Raw genomic sequence first — 19,819 nt, 5'->3', positions numbered from 1 at the left:
TGATAAATACGAATATGTCAAAATTTGAATTGAAATTACCGCAAATGGGAGAAAGTGTCGCTGAAGCTACTTTGACCAATTGGTTAAAGGAAGTAGGTGATACCATTGAGATGGACGAAGCTGTATTTGAAATTGCAACAGATAAAGTGGATTCCGAAGTCCCCAGTGAAGTAGATGGCGTTTTGTTGGAAAAGCGGTTCGAAATGGATGATGTCATAAAAGTCGGTGAAGTGGTTGCGGTTATCCAAGTAGAAGGCGAGGTTGATAATGCATCGGATGGTGATTCGGCGGAAAAAACGACCGAGGAACCTGCGGAAGTATCGGCTCAGGAATTGGAAACCCAAATGGTAGAAGTTAAAGAATCCGTTTCCGCTTCAACACAAGATTTTTCAAGTACAGAAAAATTCTATTCACCTTTGGTTAAAAATATAGCCAAGGAAGAAAATGTGTCCATGGACGAGTTGGAGGCGATTGTGGGAACCGGAAAAGAAGGAAGGGTTACCAAAAATGATATTATGGGTTATTTGGAAAGCCGTTCCAATGGAAACCAAGCCAAAGTAGAATCTAAGCCACAGCCAGAAACCGTAATAGAAAAAACGGAAACACCGGAACCACCCAAACAAGCGTTGGAGGAACCAAAAGAACCCAAAGCTCAAATTAAGGCTGGGGATGAAATGATTCCATTAACTCGAATGGGTAAACTAATCGCCCACCATATGGTTGAGAGCATTTCTACATCTGCCCATGTACAAAGCTTCGTGGAAGTGGATGTGACCAATGTGGTAAACTGGAGAAATAAGGTAAAGAATGCCTTCCAAGAACGCGAAGGGGAAAAACTGACCTTTACACCAATATTTATGGAAGCCGTGGCCATGGCCCTGAAAAAATATCCCATGATGAATATATCGTTGGATGGGGACAAGGTCATCAAAAAGAAAAATATCAACTTGGGTATGGCAGCAGCACTACCCGATGGCAACCTAATTGTTCCCGTGATCAAAAACGCGGACCAATTGAACTTGGTGGGCATGGCAAAAACGGTTAATGATCTTGCTGGTAGGGCAAGGAACAATCAGTTAAAACCTGATGAGGTAAAAGATGGTACGTATACGGTTACCAATGTGGGTTCCTTTGGAAGTGTTTTCGGAACTCCAATAATCAATCAGCCACAAGTCGGGATTCTTGCCTTGGGAGCCATTAGAAAAATTCCTTCTGTAATAGAAACAGATCAAGGAGAGTATATAGGCATCCGAAGTAAAATGTATCTATCGCACAGTTATGATCACCGTGTTGTAAATGGTGCGTTGGGCGGAATGTTTGTAAAAGCTGTAGCCGATTATTTGGAGGCTTGGGACATAAATCGGGAAATATAACGGAAAACAGTTCTAGTTCATATCACTATTCTTAATTTAGAGCCCAAGTGAATTTTATTTAAAAAGTCCCACATGCAATTACAATTGACCAAACCTATTTGTTTTTTCGACCTTGAGACCACAGGAACCAATGTGGCCAAGGATAGGATTGTTGAAATCTCTATCCTAAAAGTTTTTCCAAACGGCAACAAAGAGAGCAGGACATGGTTGGTGAATCCAGAGATGCCAATTCCGGCAGAATCTGAGGCCATACATGGAATTTCTGATGAGAAAGTGGCCAACGAACCCACTTTTAAACAATTGTCCAAAGATATTTACGCCATGATTCGCGACAGTGATTTGGCGGGTTTTAATTCCGATAGATTCGATATTCCGCTCTTGGCAGAGGAAATGCTGCGTGCCGATGTAGATTTTGATATGAAAAGTATGGTCTCCGTAGATGTGCAGACTATTTTTCATAAAATGGAAAAGCGGACTTTGGAAGCTGCTTACAAATTCTATTGTGACAAGAATTTGGATGACGCTCACAGTGCTGAGGCCGATACCTTGGCCACGTATGAGGTTTTATTGGCTCAATTGGACAGGTACCCGGAACTGGAGAACGATGTAAAAAAATTATCAGCATTCACCACTAGAAGGCAGAACCTTGATTTTGCCGGTTTTATTGGTGTGGATGAAAATGAAAACCCTATTTTTTCCTTCGGAAAGCATAAAGGGAAGACCGTGGATGAAGTGATGGAAAAAGAACCGGGATATTTTGGATGGATTCTAAACGCCGATTTTCCACTGTACACTAAAAAAGTACTTACCCAGATAAAGTTGAGCAAACTCAACAATAAACTTTAGGCCAAAATAGCCTTAACCCCATAAACAAATTATGAAACTGATTTGTATAGGACGAAATTATGTAGATCATATCAATGAACTGAGCAACGAGCGTCCCGATGAACCTGTGGTTTTTATAAAACCCGATTCTGCCATTTTACCCAAAGAACAGGATTTTTACATACCCGAATTTTCGGAAGACGTACATTACGAAGTAGAGGTGCTAGTGAAAATCAAAAAAGTAGGAAAGCACATTTCTAAAGAATTTGCACATAAGTATTATGATGAAATAGGATTGGGAATCGATTTTACAGCCAGAGACCTACAATCCAAGTTAAAATCAAAAGGGCTGCCTTGGGAGAAGGCCAAAGGGTTCGATGGTGCAGCGGTAGTTGGGAAATGGTTGTCAAAGGCCGAATATACAGATGTGGACAAGTTAAACTTTTCGCTGTTAAAAAATGGAGAAAAGGTTCAAGAAGGAAATACCTCTTTGATGTTATGGAAGATAGATGAAATCATAGCCCACGTATCCACATATTTTATGCTTAAAAAAGGAGATGTAATATTTACAGGTACCCCGGCCGGTGTTGGTAAAGTAAGTCCAAATGACTACCTTGTCGGTACATTGGAAGGAGAACAAATGTTTGATATTAATGTAAGATAAATGATATACAACCTCGATAAGATAAATGAAATGGCGGAAGGCGATGAGGATTTCATTACCTCTGTTATTTCCGTGTTTTTAGAAGAAGTCCCAGAAGATTTGGAAAGTTTGGAAAACGCCATTGATTCAAAGGATTATGAAAACATATATAAATTGGCTCACAAAATTAAGCCCAATGTGGATATTTTGGGGATGGAGCAGGCCAGGGCCAAGGCATTTGAAATAGAGGCCTTGGGTAAGACTACAGGAAGTATGGATGAGATCGAGGAAAAATTTCCTCTGCTCAAAAAAGATGTGCTTCAAGTGGTGTCAGAATTGAAAAACGACTTTAATTTATAGATGCAAGCTGAAATAATTACCATTGGGGATGAGATTCTCATTGGTCAAATCGTGGATTCCAATTCAGCATTTATTTCCAAAGAACTGAACAAGATTGGGGTCTCTGTATATCAGATTACATCAATCCAAGATGATAGGGAGCATATTTTACAGGCTCTTAAGGAAGCTGGTGAACGTTCAACCATTGTAATTGTAACAGGCGGTCTGGGGCCTACTAAAGATGATGTGACGAAACAGGCTCTTTGCGAATTTATGGGAGATGAATTGGTTCGAGACGATGCCGTTTTAAATCATATTGAAGAAATTTTTAAAGAGTATATATCCACACCCATTTCAGATTTGAACAGAGAGCAGGCCATGGTGCCATCAAGGGCTGTGGTGTTGCACAATAACTTTGGGACTGCTCCAGGATTGTGGATAAAAAATGAAGGTACTGTATTTGTCTCCCTTCCGGGAGTGCCTTTCGAGATGAAAAACCTCATTACCAAGTCCGTGTTGCCCAAAATCGTTAAAGAATATAATCGACCCTATATTGTACATAAAACCATTATGACTTATGGGTTAGGTGAGAGCGCTATTGCAGAGAAGCTTGAAGATTGGGAAAATAATCTGCCTTCCTTCATAAAATTTGCTTATTTGCCCAACCTTGGCAGGGTAAGGTTAAGATTTTCCGCAAAAGGAGACGATAAGGAGGTGTTGGTTGCCGGTATTGAAGAACAGATCAGGAATATATATCTCTTAATCGGAGATATTATTTATGGGGAAGAAGAGGAGGATGGAGATGTAGAGAAGCAAGTCGGTACATGGTTGACCAACAAAAAAATGACCTTATCCACAGCAGAAAGTTTTACAGGAGGAAGTATTGCAGAAAAGATCACCGCGATACCCGGAGCCTCAGATTATTTTAAAGGAAGTGTGGTTTGTTACGCTACAGAGACAAAGGTGAGCTTGCTAGACGTTCCCCAAGAGCTGATAGATAAGTACTCCGTGGTAAGTGAGGAAGTCGCCATAGCGATGGCCGAAAATGTAAAAAATAAGCTAGGAACCGATTTTGCAATCGCCACTACGGGTAATGCAGGCCCAACAAAAGGTGATTCCGATGCCAAGGTTGGAACCGTATATATTGGCATTAGTACACCAAATAGAACCTTTGCCCAAAAGTTTATGATGGGAAGCCACCGTGAAAAGGTGGTGAAAAAGTCTGTTAATAAGGCTTTTGAGCTATTGTACAAAGAAATATTAAATTTCTGAAAAAGAATTTTGTACGTCCCATTAAAATGGTATAAATTTGCAGCCTCAATAAAATCACTCAAATAGTTAGGGAGATGTCTAAAGTTTGTGAAGTAACAGGAAAAAAGGTGATGTTTGGAAACAATGTTTCCTTTTCCATCAATAAGACTAAAAGGAGGTTCGATGCGAATATCTCCAAGAAGAGATTTTATATTCCCGAAGAAGATCGTTGGGTAACTTTGACCGTTTCTACCCGTGGGTTGAAAATCATCAATAAAAAAGGAATCTCTGCTGTCTTGAAGGAAATCAATTCCAAAAAGTAAATTGTAAAAGCATTTTAAGTACAATACAATGGCAAAGAAAGGAAATAGGGTTCAGGTAATTTTAGAATGTACTGAACATAAGGAATCCGGTAAGCCCGGTACTTCTAGGTATATTACCACCAAGAACAAGAAGAACACGCCAGATAGGATGGAAATCAAAAAGTATAATCCTATCCTTAAGCGTATGACAGTTCATAAAGAAATTAAATAATAGCTTTTTTACAAGGCAGAAAAATATAAGCCATGGCAAAGAAAACAGTAGCATCACTTCAGTCATCCTCAAAAAGATTGACAAAGGCCATCAAAATGGTTAAGTCACCTAAAACTGGAGCATATACTTTCGTAGAGTCGGTAATGCCCCCAGAAATGGTTAGTGACTGGTTGAACAAACAGTAAAGAAAACTCTTTATATATAAAAAAAAGCCGCTATATAGCGGCTTTTTTTTGTGGCATATTGTTTCAATTCTTATTTACTCTGTATGTGATTTTCCGGTTAGTTATTATCGTATTTACTCGAAAGGTCAATGTAGCTGTATTACTGGTCGTATCGCCACAAATAAACGAAGCATTACTAGTTAATAACCTGTATTGCGTGTTGTTTTCATTTTCAGTTGGATTGGTAATCGTCAAAATGTTTGTTGCGGTTCCCGAGTATACCCCAGTATCAGAGAGGTCTTGCCAATTCCCACCATCAAAATACTGCCATTGTAATTGATCAGCACTCACCGTAGTGGATATGGTTGTTGTGCATCCAGGACAAGTTGATGTATTAACAGGCTGTGAGCTAATGATAGGTGCTGAACCTGCTTCTCTGTAATCGTATGTTGTATCGGAATCGTTATCGGCTGGGGTTGTATAGCCATCCGAGCCGCTGGTCACCAGGCCCTCAGCATTGACGGTAACGGGGTTTGCCCCCAAATAACCATCATCGTTGTCATCGGTAAATCCTGCTTCATGGACATCATTGCACCCGTCACCGTCAGCGTCCAGAACATAGGCGTCATAGCTTCCGTTCGAGTCCGAATCCAAAATGGAATAAGAGAGAATCGCATACTGCGTATCAATATCCTCAATAGCATTAAAAAGCCCATTAGAGCCTGAGCCCGAAGTAGCCCCGTCAATTCTACCATCATTATTGCTGTCCGAAACACCACTTTCGTTCAAGACACCGGACTCAACAATGTCATAAATTCCATCATTGTCGGAATCTAAATCAAGATGGTTTGGGATTCCATCACCATCGGTATCACATATTGAACTGGCGAATAACTCACCTGTAAATCCTTCTGGACCTGGACCTGCTTGATTGGTAACGGTAAAAGTGTTGTTGTTACCGGGTGTCCAGCTAATAGTGTTGAATGCTGTGCCTCCTTGGGCTTCCATGAGCTCCAAAGTCGAGGAAGAAGAATTTCGTGTTCCATATAAGTTAATTTCCCCATTTTCGTTTACTATCAACCTTAATCTGGGTATGCCATTTGAATTGGCCACCCAGGGAGAATTTATAAAACTACCATCTGATTGAAAGACAAAATATTCGTCACCAGCATCCAATGCCCCATTTTCAAACTCCAAAACGGAAGGATGGACCGTAGTACCATTAATGTCCAATTGAAATGAATTGTCCATGGATGAAAAATCAATTCTCAAATATCCTGTATCTGTATGGTTGACCACAACCGATCTTTCCCCAACATTCGATGATGTCAGGAAGGTGGCATTGATCGAAGAGCAATACTCTTCTTCGTCTGTAATGCCATCATTGTCGTCATCGAGGTCCACAATATCGCTAATCCCGTCTCCGTCGGTATCTGTTAGCGCTGTGGCAGTTATCAGAATATTATCGATATAGGCACGGTCGTTGCCTTGGTTCCAATTATTTCCACTTTTTATAAATCGTATTGTCGTGTTGTTCGAAATGTGACTTGATATGTCTTGGTTAAAAACACCGCTTTGACTTCCTGTAAAAGTATCCAAAGTCGTAAAGGTAGACCCATCTGACGAAATCTGTATTGCCAAGGTTTCACCTGATTCAAGACTGGATGTTTGCCAATCAAACGAAAGTGTGGCTGAGGTATATCCACTTAAATCTGCCGACCTTCTAATATTTTCACTCCAGATATAATAGAAAAAAAGTTGGTCTCCCGATACTCGAATGTATCCGTTGGAAGCGCTATTGTTATCATTGTACTCCAACCAGTTCGTGGACCAATTTTCGGTACCATCGTTATTCGTATAGGAAATAGCGCTAAATGTATCGGAATAGGTGTCCTGTGCAGTAATTGCCATCGAAAACAACGTCAGGAGTAATATTGATATCTTTTTGATAGAATTCTTCATAAAATTTTAAGACAGCTAATCCAAGGTAAAAATAACCAAGTGGATCATAGAACTCTAATAATTGTTGTGTAGCGGTATATTGAATGGGTAAAATTCTGATTAATTGAGGTTTGCGTTTTTTTTTGCTAATTAAATCCAGATTTAGGGGATACTTGTTTGATAGGTGTAATTAGGATAAAATAACTGCCCTTACTTTCCTATCTTTGACCATTATCAAAGAACACAGGATGAGCTTATTTAAAAATATATTTTCAAAGGATAAAAAAGATACTTTGGATAAAGGACTGGAAAAATCCAAGACCAGTTTCTTTAGTAAGTTAGGTAAAGCCGTAGCAGGCAAGTCCAAAGTGGATGATGAGGTATTGGATAGTCTGGAAGAAATTTTGGTCACCTCCGATGTTGGCGTTAACACTACCCTTAAAATTATAGATCGTATTGAGGCGCGTGTTTCGCGCGATAAATATATGGGTACGGATGAACTTAACACCATTTTACGTGAAGAAATAGCCGGATTACTTTCCGAAACCCAAACAGGAGAAGATAGTGAGATTGCCATTCCAAAAGACAAAAAACCCTATGTAATCATGGTAGTTGGTGTAAATGGTGTTGGTAAAACCACCACCATTGGAAAATTGGCCCATAAATTTAAGAACAATGGGATGAAAGTGGTCTTGGGTGCCGCTGATACCTTCCGTGCCGCGGCAATAGATCAATTGGAAGTTTGGGCAAAGCGTGTGGATGTTCCCATTGTAAAGCAAAAAATGGGGAGCGATCCAGCTTCCGTTGCTTTTGATACCTTAAGTTCTGCCGTCTCCGAAGGAGCCGATGTGGTTTTGGTGGATACCGCGGGTCGTCTGCATAACAAGGTCAATTTAATGAACGAACTTTCCAAGGTAAAACGGGTGATGCAGAAAGTAGTTCCCGATGCCCCGCACGAAGTACTTTTAGTTTTGGATGGCTCTACTGGACAAAACGCATTTGAACAGGCCAAACAATTTACCAAGGCAACCGAAGTTACAAGCTTGGCAGTGACCAAATTGGACGGAACAGCCAAAGGAGGGGTCGTCATTGGTATTTCGGACCAATTTCAGATTCCTGTCAAATATATTGGAGTAGGTGAGGGTATCGAAGATCTTCAGGTGTTCAATAAGTTTGAGTTCGTAGATTCCTTTTTTAAATTATAGATTATGTATCGGTACCTCTCGATTGTTTTTTTGTTGATTGGATTCATTTCATGTAAACAGAAAAATACGGACACCAAGAAAGAGATCGTACTTTGGACACCATATAATGATTCTGCCGAAGTAGCTGCCAATGCAGAACACGAGAACCGAAGAATGCGTTACAAATTCATCCAAAGTAAAGTTTTGGATAAAAATGAGGTCTTTCTTCCATTGTACGGTGAGGTATCAAAATTTTCCAAAGAACGTTATGAAACGATGAAACCTTTGGTTTTGGAACAGGATATACCAAGCATTCAAAACCAGATTGATGCAGGAACGTTTACTTATGAAGAATTAGTGCTGTTCTATCTACATAGAATCTATAAATACGAATTGCCCAACAATACCACGCTCAACACTGTAATTGCATTAAATCCCAATGTGCTTGAAGAAGCGCGTCAACGAGATGAAAACAAGGAGGTACATCACCCTATTTATGGTATGCCCATTTTATTGAAGGACAATATCGGAACTGCTGATATGAGGACCACGGCCGGAGCCATTGCCCTCAAAGAAAACCAGACCAATGATGCTTTTATCGTGGAGCGTTTAAAGTCGAAAGGAGCGTTGATCTTGGGAAAGGTGAACCTTAGCGAATGGGCCAATTTTATCTGTGGGGTTTGTCCCAATGGTCAAAGTGCCGTAGGCGGTCAAACATTGAACCCTTATGGCAGAAAAGTATTTGATACCGGTGGTTCCAGTGCAGGTAGTGGTACATCTACAGCTGCGAATTATGCTGTAGGTGCCGTAGGAACCGAAACTTCGGGCTCCATACTTTCACCTTCTAGCCAAAGTTCCGTGGTAGGACTAAAACCGACCATCGGTTTGTTGAGTAGAACAGGAGTTGTCCCTATTTCCAGTACTTTGGACACGCCCGGCCCCATGACCAAAAGTGTTGCGGACAACGCTATTTTGTTGGATGCCATGTTGGGTAAAGATGGGATGGATCACAAATCGGTAAACCCCGAACCAGGCATTTTATCAGCATGGTTGAATCCTGAACCCTTCAAGGAAACCCGTTTGGGAGTGATGGCCAATTTGATGGAGAGAGATTCCATATATGCAGCCAATGTTGAAATGTTGCGAGAAGCAGGGATACAGATAGTTGTGTTTGAACCCGAGAACATTACTTTAGAAGGATTTACCACTTTGTTGAATTTGGATATGAAAAAGGATTTATCTGCATATTTGGAATCTCAGGTTAAAAATAGGGATGGTGTAAAAGTGGAATCTGTGGAAGATGTGGTTACATTCAACAAACAGGATTCTTTGATGAGAATACCATATGGGCAAGCCCGTTTTGATGGTATTTTGTCCGATTCTACCACAGCGGAACAATTTGAAAAAATAAAACAAGGGTTAAAAACATCGGGAAGGGCCTTCTTCAAAATAATGGAGGAAAAGCAGCTGGATGCCTTGTTGAGCATCAATAATTATCACGCTGGCTATGCGGCCGTAGCAGAGTTTCCTGCTTTGACGGTGCCAATGGGATATAAACCTGACGGTGAACCAGAAAATTTGACGTTTATAGGAAAACCATTTTCCGAAGCACACTTGCTGCGCATTGGAAAAGCCTTTGAAGATTTGACAAAGGCCCGAAAAATTCCGGAAGCATATAAGGATTAATCAATATAGGTACTTAATTTTTCCCAAAGCTGATTGTCAAAGGACGAGAGTCCAAGAGAACTTTCTCCGGCATCTACCCCCATTCGTAGCACTACTAGGTTTTGGCTGGGTATAATGTAGAGTTTCTGATCGTTTTTGCCCAAACCTGCATATAAATCGCTTGGGGCATTCGGAATCATCATACCATCAAACTCAATTTGAAGACTGGGCATACGATAACTGTCCTTACCGTTCAACCACCATAAATATCCATAGGATTTGTTCAGGTTTTGCGAAGTGTTCTTCATGTCGGATAAGTACTCCGTATCACTTAATATAGTTTCGCCGTCCCAAACGCCGTTGTTCAAGTTCAAAAGACCAAACCTCGCCATGCTTCGTGCTGTGCTGAAATATACATTATTGGTGCCGCTTGTGGAAAACCAAAAACCGTCCATTCCTATTTTATCCCTCAAATTTGAATTGAAGTAGTCTTTCCATTCCATTTCCGCGGCATTGGCCACAACACTTTGTAACAGCGTATACGGACCATTGTGGTATGCCCATCGTGTACCGGCATCTGCCACATAGGTAAGGCAATCTGGAGTAACACAATCTAAATCTTCATCATCTAATCCGCTGGTCATTGTCAATTGGTGCCAAAGGGTGATCAAGTTTTCCTTTTCAGTAGTTAAACCGGTCCATCCCTCTCCTAAATAATCGGATGATTTATCTTCGGTATCCAGCAACCCTTCTTCTTGGGCCAATCCAACCGTAAAAGCGGTTAATGTTTTGCCAGCAGAAGCCCAATACCAACTGGTGTTTTGGTCGTGTTCATCAAAATACCATTCCACAACTATTTTTCCATCTTTTAAAATGATGAACGCTTTTGTGGATTTCTCTTCCAATAAATCTTTAAGCTCTTGTTCCGCATCGGCATTCCAAGATAAATCGGAAGGCGACACTGTTTCCCATTCCGCCGAACCTGAAGGAGGAAAATACAATTGACTTTCTTCTGGTTCTGGAGTAGGGTCTGTAATCACTTCATCTGAACTACAACCAATTATAATTAATGAGGCTACTAGAAATGATATTGAAGTATGCTTCATAAAGCTAAAATTTAGACTTTTGACTTTCATAGGGACTATTGGTTTAACGAAGAAGCACTAAAAATATGCGGTCAATTCGATGTAATGCCTTGTGTTATTGTATTTTTGCACTCCATTAAACGGAACTATGCGCACAAAATCGCTTAAAAAGAATAAAATAAATGTGGTAACCTTGGGTTGTAGCAAAAATGTTTATGACTCGGAAGTATTGATGGGGCAACTGCGTGCCAACAATAAAGAGGTGGCGCATGAAGAGGAAGGCAATGTTGTTGTGATCAATACCTGTGGATTTATTGCCAATGCAAAGGAGGAAAGTGTTAATACCATTTTGGATTATGTGCAGCGCAAGGAAGCTGGTGATGTGGACAAGGTTTTTGTGACAGGATGTTTGAGTGAACGGTACAAACCGGATTTGGAGAAGGAAATTCCCAATGTGGATGCCTATTTTGGTACAAGCGACCTTCCCAATTTATTAAAAGCGCTTGGTGCGGATTATAAACATGAATTGATTGGGGAACGGTTGACGACCACGCCTAAGAACTATGCTTACCTAAAAATTGCAGAAGGTTGTGATAGACCATGTTCGTTTTGCGCCATCCCTTTGATGCGTGGTAAACATAAGAGCACGCCTATAGAAGAGCTAGTTGCCGAAGCTGAAAAACTGGCAGCCAACGGGGTAAAAGAGCTTATTTTAATAGCCCAAGACCTTACCTATTACGGGCTCGATCTTTATAAAAAACGAAACTTGGCGGAATTGCTAAAAGCATTGGCCAAGGTTGAAGGGATCGAGTGGATCCGTTTGCACTATGCATTCCCAACAGGTTTTCCAATGGATGTGTTGGAAGTAATGCGCAACGAACCCAAAATCTGTAATTATATTGATATCCCGTTACAGCATATTTCAGATTCCATTCTAAAAAGTATGCGTCGCGGTACTACCCAGGCCAAGACCACAAAGTTGTTGAAGGATTTTAGAGAGGCAGTCCCCGAAATGGCCATAAGAACTACATTGATCGTAGGATACCCTGGGGAAACGGAAGCGGATTTTGAAACTTTGAAGCAATGGGTCAAGGAAATGCGTTTTGAACGTCTGGGTTGCTTTACCTACAGTCATGAGGAGAATACGCATGCCTATAATTTGGAGGACGATGTCCCTGAAGAGGTGAAACAGGAAAGGGCGAACGCTATTATGGAAATCCAATCACAGATTTCTTGGGAGCTCAATCAAACTAAAATTGGACAAACTTTCCGTTGTATCATCGATAGAAAGGAAGGAAACCACTTTGTGGGCCGAACCGAATTTGATTCACCCGATGTAGACAACGAAGTCCTTATTGATGCGACAAAACACTATGTGAAAATTGGGGATTTTGTGACTATTAAAATCACAGATGCTTCGGATTACGATTTGTTTGGAGAACCTGCTTAAGATTCCTCTAATAAATTAATATTTTCCTTTTCCAAGGGGTTTTCCGCCGATAGTAAGGCTGTTTTTATGACGTCGCTCCATATTACATATCCTTTTTTGTTCAAGTGAAGCCCATCGGACATGTATAGTTCTGGTTTTGGGCGGTTGTCCGCAGTGATCATTTGGCCAAAAACGTTGATGAATTGTGCGTTGAGTTCGCCAATCACATATTTGGACATTAGAAGGTTGGTCTCAATGATTTGAGGTATCATTTCTTCACGCTCCAAACTGGGTTTTAAGCTTATGAAGGCCAATTCCACCTTAGGGTATTTCTTAAAGATCAGCTGTACCAATCTATTACAATCGTTCAAAACCTCTTGGGGAGATTTTCCTTGAGCCAAATCATTTTCTCCTGCATAGAGCACAATTTTAGCGGGTTTGGCCTCTTTAAAGATTTCGTCAAAATAATGGATGCACCATGCGTAGGTTGATCCCCCGAACCCTAAATTGAGCACGTTGAACGGGCTTAGGTCTTTTTTCATCCCTACCCACAATCGAACCGATGAACTACCGTAGAAAATAATGAGATCGTTCTGGTCTTCCAATTTTATGATTCTCCTCTTAAGGCGGTTGATCTCGTTGCGCCAAATTTCTGGAGGCTCTTCCAGTACTGTTGTGGCAGGCTTCATATAAAGCTCCTCGGCCCTTTGCCTAGCTTCTTCAACATATCTTGCATATGTTTTTTGATACTGTTTTACAAAATCGTACAAATCTTTGGTTCCATACTCGGACATTTTTTCACTCAATTTAAAAGGTGTATGGATTTTGCAATAAAAAAAACCTTCCGAAATACGTCGGTCAAAATTGACCAATACTATGGGGACTATATAGGGTTCAGGGGCTAAGGAATGGGCCAGTTTAAAAACGCCCATTTTAAATGGACCTGGGGATTCTTCTGTGGAATAAGAAGTGCCCTCTGGGCTGATTACCAAATTATGCCCCTTTTGCAAGTAGTCGGCAGCGGTTCTATAAAAAATACTGCGTGTTACTTTTTTACTTGTTTTATCCACCTCCTCAGATTCCTTGGTGTACACATTTATATGTCCCAGGCTATTATAATAGTTTTGATGGCCATATTCCTGCCCGCGACCAATTCTTACCGTTCGTATACCGGGGTCACTGTACTTATTGTCCAAAATGCCCGCACTGATATAATGTGAATCCAACGTTATCTGAAACTTGTTGTTTAGGGTATAAAAAGGGTGGTTGGAGAGGTGATTGTAAATAAAGATACAGCCACCTTTCTCTGGCAGTTTATCCATACCTTCAATATGATGTTGCACGTTTTCAAAAGCTTTCTTTGTGGCCGATGCACATGCCTTTCTGACATCGGATTCCGATTTGTTTTTTTGTTCTGCAACGGTCTCGTAGATGTCCTGAAGCCCTTTTATAAATTTCAGCTCTTGCATATCCTCTTGCAGAAGTTCCAAGCTTAAGGAAGCGATATGGCGCTCTAAATGCGAGCCACTTCCGATTAACCTGGATAGGGCATCATACCCTAATTGTTTTGTGTTGGTATTTGATAATAAATGTTGGACCTGATGAAAGGGAGAGGATAGTGCCAATCTTGATTTATTGTTCTCGATCAGTTGGTGAACCGCCTGTAAATTATGTTTTCCCAGTAGGCCCAAGTATCGAGCGAAGGCTGCATTGATTTGATTGCTCATCAGCCATAACAGGCGCATGAAAAAGTTTTGTTCAAATACCGAACATTTGTCCAAAAGTTGCAACAGGTCTTTTTGATGGATAAAATATATGGAGGTTTTTTGTGTAGTGACCGCAGAGCAAATGTCTTTTTCACCCATTGAACAGGACCAACCAAAAATAAACCCTGGATTGTTGATGGAGCGTTGACGAATTTCAATATTACCTTCCAATCGTTTAATGGCTACCTCACCGTTGATAAGGATAAAAAGGCCATTGGTAAGCCTGTCCTGTATGTAGAGCACTTCGTCGGGTTCGTATTCGCGCCGCTCTGCAATGGTAGCTATTTGGGATAGCTGTTGATCGTCAAAATAATCCAAGAAAGGAGAACGGCGCATCAATGAGACCACTTCGGCTTGTTCTGTATTGGGTCCTATAAAAAATTCACGGTCTTTTTGTAAAGGTCGATGGCGGGCAGCCTGTAATAAATCAGTCTGTCGTAAAAGTGCTTGTCTCAACTGATGGTAAAGCGATCGCCCCACTTTGCATATGGTCAAGTTGTCCTTTTCGTTTTCAAGATGGTCGATCATTTGGTCTATAGGAACTTCATAAAAAGTGGCCTGTTCCGATGCAACCGTAATTTTGTAGGTATACCTTTTACGCTCGTTCAATCCATTAAGTCCCAAGGTGCTCAAGGGTTTGGAAATTTGACACACAGGCACTTCTTCGTCGGGATCTACCGAGGTGGTGTAGTAATCAAAAGAGCCTTTGAGCAACCATCTAAATGTGTTCACCTTGCTATGAATGTTGCAAATAATATGTCCCTTTTCGTATAAGGAAACCGTTCCGTTGGGGAACTGTTTTTTAAGATAATCTAAATCCTCTTCAATCTGGTTCACAAGCCTTTTTAAGTATGGTTCGGTACGGTTAACTTCACTAAAAAAAAGCAGATGACGAAAGTATTTTGAAATAAAAACCAATATGGAAAAATGACTGTACCGAGATAGTGAAATTTCTAAAATTCCGTGTTCATCTTGATTGATTCCTAATTGTCCAAAACGTAAAAAATATTTTTAAGTCGACTATCAATGTAGATTTCTTCGGATTACATAAATCTAGAATTTGATATTCATCATGGTTTATGGTGCTGGTTATAAGTACTTTTAAAGTGGTGACTAATAGTGTTGTTGTCTAAATTTTGGTTGCAAGGATGAGTATAGCTACTTTTTAAATTAACCCTAATGATAACCGATTAAAATCAAAATAAACTGAAATGCAGTGTTACCTTGATTCGTGTTTTGATTGAGTGGTGCTTTTTATTTGAAAGAGTGGAGTGAAATAAGGTTTTGATGAAGCCATACCAGCAAGCTTGTTAGGTTTGTCTTGGAAATTAGTCAGAAAAATAGAATGCCGCTAGCCAAAGCTTAAAACCCATTGAGGGTATTGATTTTGATCAAGTGCTATTGGCGAACGAAAATTTGAAGATACAATCAGAAATGGTTGGTTGAGGTTTCATGATTTTTAAGGACTCTAGTCCGGAAAATGGGGTGTTGCCCGCAGGAAATTTTTCCTAAGGCAATATCCCATTTGTATACTGAGTAGATTGTTTAAACGTCTTCGGTATAAACCTCGCCCCTGTGTGGTTTAAGAATATTTTTGACCTCTTTGAGTTCAAATTCGGCAACGACTAAAAATGCGGTGCTATGGCTAGGGCTAAAATGCTCTACCCCCGAAAGGTCGTATTTTAATTCTTCCACTTCAACAAATTCCTTAAGGTGTTTTAAGTAGTGTTCGGCAATATGTGCAGCACTTGGTCCTCTAAAGTCCCAAATAATCTTAATTTTTCTATCCAAAAGTTTTTCCATGGTTTTATGAGTCGGTTACGGATTTTCCCGTTTCGGCAAAGGTCTTAAAATCTTGCATATATTTTAATGATTGTTTTTTAAAAGCTCCGGGCATAAAAAAACCCATAAGCTTCATCCCAAATCCGGAGAATTGAAATTCTGATTCGGATACCCAACGTGTCTTGTCTCCTTCTTCTTCTTTAAAATAATTCCTTTGAATGTTGTGTACGCCTTTAGCGTCGTAGGTCATAAATAATTCATGTGGCAAATTCCTTTTCATAATAGTTTCCACCAACTTCATTTCACCTTTGCCCATTTTGTAACTAAGGCTCATCTGGGCGCCATCTTGATTTGGATTTTTGGACAGTTGTTCGTAGCCAATAAGCCCATCCTGCCAATGCTTCATGTTTTCGGGATCATCCATTATTTTGATGAATTCTTCGCGAGGAACATCCACAACTATTTCGGTAGTGTATTTCATCTCTGGTTTGGTTTTGCACTAATGTAGCAATTTATTGCCATCTGGTTCTAACGAAAAAATCTGTTAATGAAATTAGAACCTTCTTGTCGGGCATTTTGTAATTGTTATTTTTGCGTGATGCTTAAGCTCCAAAAAAATACACTTTTTCTATTTTATACATTGGCGGCCATCCTATTTTCTTCTTGTGAAGGAATGTTTGAACAGGATGAAAAAAAGGAACCACTTGCACGGGTAGGTGATACGTATTTGTATAAAGAAGATGTCGCAACCTTTATAAGGGAGGACATGACCGAGGAAGACAGTACGGTTTTTGTGACCAATTATATTAATAATTGGGCATCCAAGCAGTTGTTGTTGTCCAAATCTAAAATAAACTTGCCCGAAGAAAAGTTGGCAGAGTTTGATCGTTTGGTTTCGGATTACCGTGCAGATTTATATACCCGGGCTTACATTGAGGCATTAGTAAATCAATCCAGGGATACCTCTGTTACTAAAAATCAGCTTGAAGAATTTTACGAACGTGAAAAAGAAAATTTCAAACTGAATGAAAAATTGGTACAACTTAGGTTTGTAGGGATGTCCAATCAATTTTTGGATAGGGACGGTGTAGAGGATAGAATAAGAAATTGGGACGAATCCGATAAACAATATTTGGATTCGATAGCAGTGCAGTTCCAAAAAATACATTTTAATGACTCCATTTGGGTAAGTACGGCACGAGTTATAGAGGAAATCCCTCCGTTGACCAGAGCAAATGAAGAAACCCACTTAAAAAAATCACAATTTTTTGAGTTACAAGATTCCTTAGAAGTATATTTGGGCTTGGTGACCAATGTGCTGGAAGTCAATGAAACAGCTCCTTTTGATTATGTAGAGCCAGATATAAAGCAATTGATATTGAACAGGAGACGTTTGAATTACGTAAAGAGGCTGGAAACTGAAATTATTGATGAAGCGATTAAGAAGAATGAATTTGAGGTTTATGAAAAACAGAATTAAAGGACTTGCCATAGCATTATTTGTTATGGTAGGAATGGTTCAAGCGCAGGAAACAGATCAGGCATTGGGCGGAATAGACTCAACAAGTAATGCCAAAAGAGTGAAATTGGATGGTATTGCCGCTGTAGTTGGGGATTATGTGATCTTGGAGTCTGACATAGACAAAACCTTGATCGACCTTAAAAACCAAGGTGCATCAACAGAAGATATAACGCGTTGTAGTCTTTTGGGAAAACTTATGGAGGATAGACTATATGCACACCAAGCGGTACAGGATAGTTTATTGGTGTCCGACGATATGGTAAATGCTCAAAGCGACAGGCAAATACAACAGCTTACCCAACAAATAGGCAGTGTTGAAAAAATGTTGAGTTACTACAAAAAGGCTGATATGGAAAGCTTCCGTGAAGAACTTTTTGAAATTAACAAACTGCGCATGCTCTCTGAAAAAATGCAAAGTAAGATTGTTGAAGAAATTGAAGTGACTCCAGAAGAAGTACGACAGTTTTTTTATAAAATTCCGGAAGATGAAAGACCAGTTTTTGGTGCAGAGTTGGAAATTGCCCAGATTGCAAAACAACCTGAAGCCCCAGAAGAGGAAAAACAAAAGGTCATCAATCAACTAAAGGAAATTCGTCAGGACGTATTGGAAAACGATGCCAGCTTTAATGTAAAAGCAATATTGTATTCTCAGGATCCTGGGTCAAAATCCAAAGGAGGATTCTACAGTATGACCAAAGAGACTCCCTTTGTTAAAGAGTTCAAGGATGTGGCTTTCAGTCTGCGGGAAGGAGAAATCTCCGAACCTTTCGAAACCAGCTTCGGTTACCATATTATATATATAGAAAAAATAAGAGGTCAGGAATTGGACCTTCGACACATTCTAATGATTCCCGATATTCCTCAAAGTGCGATTGACAAAGCTGTAAAGGAGTTGGATACTATCCGCCAACAAATTATGGATGGGAAATACACCTTTGCCGACGCGGCGCTTAACTTTTCCGATGAAAAAGAAACTAAGTTTGATGGTGGATTGTTGCGTAACCCAATCAATTTCGATTCCCGTTTTGAACTTACTAAGATGGATCCAACCCTTTATAACCAAGTAAGGGATTTAAAGGATGGTGAAATTTCAAAACCTATTAGAGAAGATGATCAAAGAGGTGGGCCACCCAAATTCAAGATCATGAAGATTTCCAATCGATATGATGAACATGTGGCCGATTTTGCAAAAGATTACATGAAAATCCAAGAATTGGCATTAAGAGAAAAGCAGTTTAATGCTATAAAAGAATGGATGGATGAGCATATTGATGATGCCTATATCCATGTGGATGTTGAAAGTAGAGGTTGTGATTTTGCTAACAATTGGGTAAAGGAATAATGTATGTCGGATGTAGTTGCAGTTGAAAAACTGGTAAAAAAACACCAAGACTTAAAAAATGAAATTGCCAAGGTCATCGTAGGCCAAGAAGAGGTAATTGAACAAATACTACTATCCATATACACTGGAGGGCATTCCTTATTGATCGGTGTCCCCGGTTTAGCAAAGACGTTGATGGTAAATACCATTGCACAAACCTTGGGCTTGGATTTTAAAAGAATACAATTTACCCCGGATTTAATGCCCAGCGATATTTTGGGAAGCGAAGTGTTGGACCAAAACCGTAACTTCAAATTTATAAAGGGACCTGTTTTTGGGAACATCATCTTAGCAGATGAAATCAATAGAACACCACCCAAAACACAAGCGGCTTTGCTCGAAGCCATGCAGGAAAGAGCAGTTACCATTGCAGGGAAGCAACATCAACTAAAGCGACCATATTTTGTTTTGGCCACACAAAACCCAATAGAACAAGAAGGAACATATCCATTGCCAGAGGCACAGTTAGATCGTTTTATGTTCGCCATAGAACTTAAGTACCCTTCAATCGAAGAAGAAATTCAAGTGGTAAAATCAACCACCACAGATAATGATGTTCAGATAGATACACTTTTCAATGCAGAGGAGATAATAGAAGTACAACATTTGATCAGACGAATACCTGTGCCGGACAATGTTGTTGATTATGCCGTAAGGTTGGTCAATAAAACCCGGCCGGATCAAGAAGGTGCTTCCGACTACGTTAAAAATTATATTGATTGGGGTGCGGGTCCAAGGGCGTCCCAAAACCTTGTTTTAGCGGCTAAGGCCCATGCAGTCATTCACAAAAAATATTCTCCGGACATCGAAGATGTTAAAGCAATCGCGTTGGGAATTCTTCGTCACAGAATACTAAAAAACTACAAAGCGGAAGCTGAAGGTATCACCGAAGAAAAAATTATCACGGAATTATTATAAAAAATAAGAAAAGCAAC

Annotated in this window: 19 protein-coding genes; 14 read left to right on the top strand and 5 right to left on the bottom strand. The window is 40.0% G+C overall.

All coding sequences use genetic code 11. The annotated features are described in order from the left end of the window. Positions 1–14 precede the first annotated feature (14 nt). From MWU56_RS16150 to MWU56_RS16115, 8 genes are all read left to right on the top strand, one after another. A complete protein-coding gene (locus tag MWU56_RS16150) occupies positions 15–1,373 on the top strand; it encodes a dihydrolipoamide acetyltransferase family protein (RefSeq protein ID WP_247046261.1) in 1,359 nt (452 codons plus the stop codon). Positions 1,374–1,445: 72 nt separating this feature from the next. Then, the gene (locus tag MWU56_RS16145) at positions 1,446–2,219 is read left to right on the top strand and encodes a 3'-5' exonuclease (protein WP_247046259.1); all 774 of its coding nucleotides are present in this window, start codon (positions 1,446–1,448) and stop codon (positions 2,217–2,219) included. Between the two features lie 31 nt (positions 2,220–2,250). Next, positions 2,251–2,862 carry a fumarylacetoacetate hydrolase family protein gene (locus tag MWU56_RS16140; RefSeq protein WP_247046257.1) on the top strand — a complete coding sequence of 204 codons (612 nt, stop codon included), beginning with the start codon at positions 2,251–2,253 and terminating at the stop codon, positions 2,860–2,862. Next, positions 2,863–3,201: an Hpt domain-containing protein gene (locus MWU56_RS16135; protein WP_247046255.1), complete on the top strand. Its 339-nt coding sequence runs from the start codon at positions 2,863–2,865 to the stop codon at positions 3,199–3,201. Continuing rightward, positions 3,202–4,452 (top strand): competence/damage-inducible protein A, encoded by a 1,251-nt coding sequence (locus MWU56_RS16130; protein ID WP_247046253.1) that lies wholly within the window; start codon positions 3,202–3,204, stop codon positions 4,450–4,452. A gap of 74 nt (positions 4,453–4,526) precedes the next feature. After that, a complete protein-coding gene (gene rpmB, locus MWU56_RS16125; protein WP_247046241.1) occupies positions 4,527–4,754 on the top strand; it encodes a 50S ribosomal protein L28 in 228 nt (75 codons plus the stop codon). A 28-nt stretch (positions 4,755–4,782) separates the two neighbouring features. Then, positions 4,783–4,965, top strand: coding sequence for a 50S ribosomal protein L33 (gene rpmG, locus MWU56_RS16120; RefSeq protein WP_119607818.1), 183 nt, complete (start codon positions 4,783–4,785; stop codon positions 4,963–4,965). 32 nt (positions 4,966–4,997) lie between these two features. After that, positions 4,998–5,150, top strand: coding sequence for a DUF4295 domain-containing protein (locus MWU56_RS16115; RefSeq protein WP_247046238.1), 153 nt, complete (start codon positions 4,998–5,000; stop codon positions 5,148–5,150). 63 nt (positions 5,151–5,213) lie between these two features. Here the strand turns inward: MWU56_RS16115 and MWU56_RS16110 are convergent, their stop codons facing one another. Beyond that, positions 5,214–7,091 carry a hypothetical protein gene (locus MWU56_RS16110; protein ID WP_247046236.1) on the bottom strand — a complete coding sequence of 626 codons (1,878 nt, stop codon included), beginning with the start codon at positions 7,089–7,091 and terminating at the stop codon, positions 5,214–5,216. Between the two features lie 227 nt (positions 7,092–7,318). Between MWU56_RS16110 and ftsY the strand changes: the two genes are divergently transcribed. Together ftsY and MWU56_RS16100 are read left to right on the top strand one after the other, a co-directional pair. Beyond that, on the top strand, positions 7,319–8,275 hold the full coding sequence (gene ftsY, locus MWU56_RS16105; protein WP_247046235.1) for a signal recognition particle-docking protein FtsY: 957 nt from the start codon (positions 7,319–7,321) through the stop codon (positions 8,273–8,275). Positions 8,276–8,278: 3 nt separating this feature from the next. Then, a complete protein-coding gene (locus MWU56_RS16100) occupies positions 8,279–9,940 on the top strand; it encodes an amidase family protein (protein WP_247046212.1) in 1,662 nt (553 codons plus the stop codon). Here MWU56_RS16100 and MWU56_RS16095 read toward each other — a convergent pair. Next, positions 9,937–11,025 carry a serine hydrolase domain-containing protein gene (locus MWU56_RS16095; RefSeq protein ID WP_247046210.1) on the bottom strand — a complete coding sequence of 363 codons (1,089 nt, stop codon included), beginning with the start codon at positions 11,023–11,025 and terminating at the stop codon, positions 9,937–9,939. The genes MWU56_RS16100 and MWU56_RS16095 overlap by 4 nt on opposite strands. A gap of 127 nt (positions 11,026–11,152) precedes the next feature. On the opposite strand from MWU56_RS16095, the gene rimO reads away from it, so the two are divergent. Further along, entirely contained in the window at positions 11,153–12,454 is a 1,302-nt protein-coding gene (rimO, locus tag MWU56_RS16090; protein WP_247046209.1) for a 30S ribosomal protein S12 methylthiotransferase RimO, read from the top strand. Here rimO and MWU56_RS16085 read toward each other — a convergent pair. The 3 genes from MWU56_RS16085 to MWU56_RS16075 form a co-directional block, all read right to left on the bottom strand. Next, positions 12,451–15,036, bottom strand: a complete 2,586-nt coding sequence (locus MWU56_RS16085; protein WP_247046201.1) for a cyclic nucleotide-binding domain-containing protein — start codon at positions 15,034–15,036, stop codon at positions 12,451–12,453. The two genes, rimO and MWU56_RS16085, sit on opposite strands and share 4 nt — an antisense overlap. 708 nt (positions 15,037–15,744) lie before the next feature. Continuing rightward, a complete protein-coding gene (locus tag MWU56_RS16080) occupies positions 15,745–16,002 on the bottom strand; it encodes a hypothetical protein (protein WP_247046199.1) in 258 nt (85 codons plus the stop codon). A gap of 4 nt (positions 16,003–16,006) precedes the next feature. Further along, positions 16,007–16,462: an SRPBCC family protein gene (locus MWU56_RS16075; protein WP_247046197.1), complete on the bottom strand. Its 456-nt coding sequence runs from the start codon at positions 16,460–16,462 to the stop codon at positions 16,007–16,009. A gap of 117 nt (positions 16,463–16,579) precedes the next feature. Here MWU56_RS16075 and MWU56_RS16070 point away from each other — a divergent pair, with 117 nt between their 5' ends. The 3 genes from MWU56_RS16070 to MWU56_RS16060 are packed head-to-tail and all read left to right on the top strand — an operon-like array spanning position 16,580 to position 19,802. After that, a complete protein-coding gene (locus MWU56_RS16070; protein ID WP_247046195.1) occupies positions 16,580–17,461 on the top strand; it encodes a peptidyl-prolyl cis-trans isomerase in 882 nt (293 codons plus the stop codon). After that, entirely contained in the window at positions 17,445–18,845 is a 1,401-nt protein-coding gene (locus MWU56_RS16065) for a peptidylprolyl isomerase (protein ID WP_410548950.1), read from the top strand. The genes MWU56_RS16070 and MWU56_RS16065 overlap by 17 nt, the downstream gene beginning before the upstream one ends. Positions 18,846–18,848: 3 nt before the next feature. Then, on the top strand, positions 18,849–19,802 hold the full coding sequence (locus MWU56_RS16060; RefSeq protein ID WP_247046193.1) for an AAA family ATPase: 954 nt from the start codon (positions 18,849–18,851) through the stop codon (positions 19,800–19,802). Positions 19,803–19,819 lie beyond the last annotated feature (17 nt).

It is taken from the genome of Allomuricauda sp. F6463D (assembly GCF_023015965.1).
Lineage (GTDB): Bacteria > Bacteroidota > Bacteroidia > Flavobacteriales > Flavobacteriaceae > Flagellimonas.
The sequence above is the reverse complement of the archived record's forward strand: the minus strand, read 5'-3'. Positions and strand labels throughout refer to the sequence as shown.

Coding starts and splice junctions, on each gene's coding strand:
- MWU56_RS16060 (WP_247046193.1), top strand. CDS start 18,849: ATGTCGGATGTAGTTGCAGTTGAAAAACTGGTAAAAAAACACCAAGAC.
- MWU56_RS16135 (WP_247046255.1), top strand. CDS start 2,863: ATGATATACAACCTCGATAAGATAAATGAAATGGCGGAAGGCGATGAG.
- MWU56_RS16150 (WP_247046261.1), top strand. CDS start 15: ATGTCAAAATTTGAATTGAAATTACCGCAAATGGGAGAAAGTGTCGCT.
- rimO (WP_247046209.1), top strand. CDS start 11,153: ATGCGCACAAAATCGCTTAAAAAGAATAAAATAAATGTGGTAACCTTG.
- MWU56_RS16065 (WP_410548950.1), top strand. CDS start 17,445: ATGAAAAACAGAATTAAAGGACTTGCCATAGCATTATTTGTTATGGTA.
- MWU56_RS16070 (WP_247046195.1), top strand. CDS start 16,580: ATGCTTAAGCTCCAAAAAAATACACTTTTTCTATTTTATACATTGGCG.
- rpmG (WP_119607818.1), top strand. CDS start 4,783: ATGGCAAAGAAAGGAAATAGGGTTCAGGTAATTTTAGAATGTACTGAA.
- MWU56_RS16080 (WP_247046199.1), bottom strand. CDS start 16,002: ATGGAAAAACTTTTGGATAGAAAAATTAAGATTATTTGGGACTTTAGA.
- MWU56_RS16075 (WP_247046197.1), bottom strand. CDS start 16,462: ATGAAATACACTACCGAAATAGTTGTGGATGTTCCTCGCGAAGAATTC.
- MWU56_RS16145 (WP_247046259.1), top strand. CDS start 1,446: ATGCAATTACAATTGACCAAACCTATTTGTTTTTTCGACCTTGAGACC.
- rpmB (WP_247046241.1), top strand. CDS start 4,527: ATGTCTAAAGTTTGTGAAGTAACAGGAAAAAAGGTGATGTTTGGAAAC.
- MWU56_RS16140 (WP_247046257.1), top strand. CDS start 2,251: ATGAAACTGATTTGTATAGGACGAAATTATGTAGATCATATCAATGAA.
- ftsY (WP_247046235.1), top strand. CDS start 7,319: ATGAGCTTATTTAAAAATATATTTTCAAAGGATAAAAAAGATACTTTG.
- MWU56_RS16100 (WP_247046212.1), top strand. CDS start 8,279: ATGTATCGGTACCTCTCGATTGTTTTTTTGTTGATTGGATTCATTTCA.
- MWU56_RS16115 (WP_247046238.1), top strand. CDS start 4,998: ATGGCAAAGAAAACAGTAGCATCACTTCAGTCATCCTCAAAAAGATTG.
- MWU56_RS16095 (WP_247046210.1), bottom strand. CDS start 11,025: ATGAAGCATACTTCAATATCATTTCTAGTAGCCTCATTAATTATAATT.
- MWU56_RS16110 (WP_247046236.1), bottom strand. CDS start 7,091: ATGAAGAATTCTATCAAAAAGATATCAATATTACTCCTGACGTTGTTT.
- MWU56_RS16130 (WP_247046253.1), top strand. CDS start 3,202: ATGCAAGCTGAAATAATTACCATTGGGGATGAGATTCTCATTGGTCAA.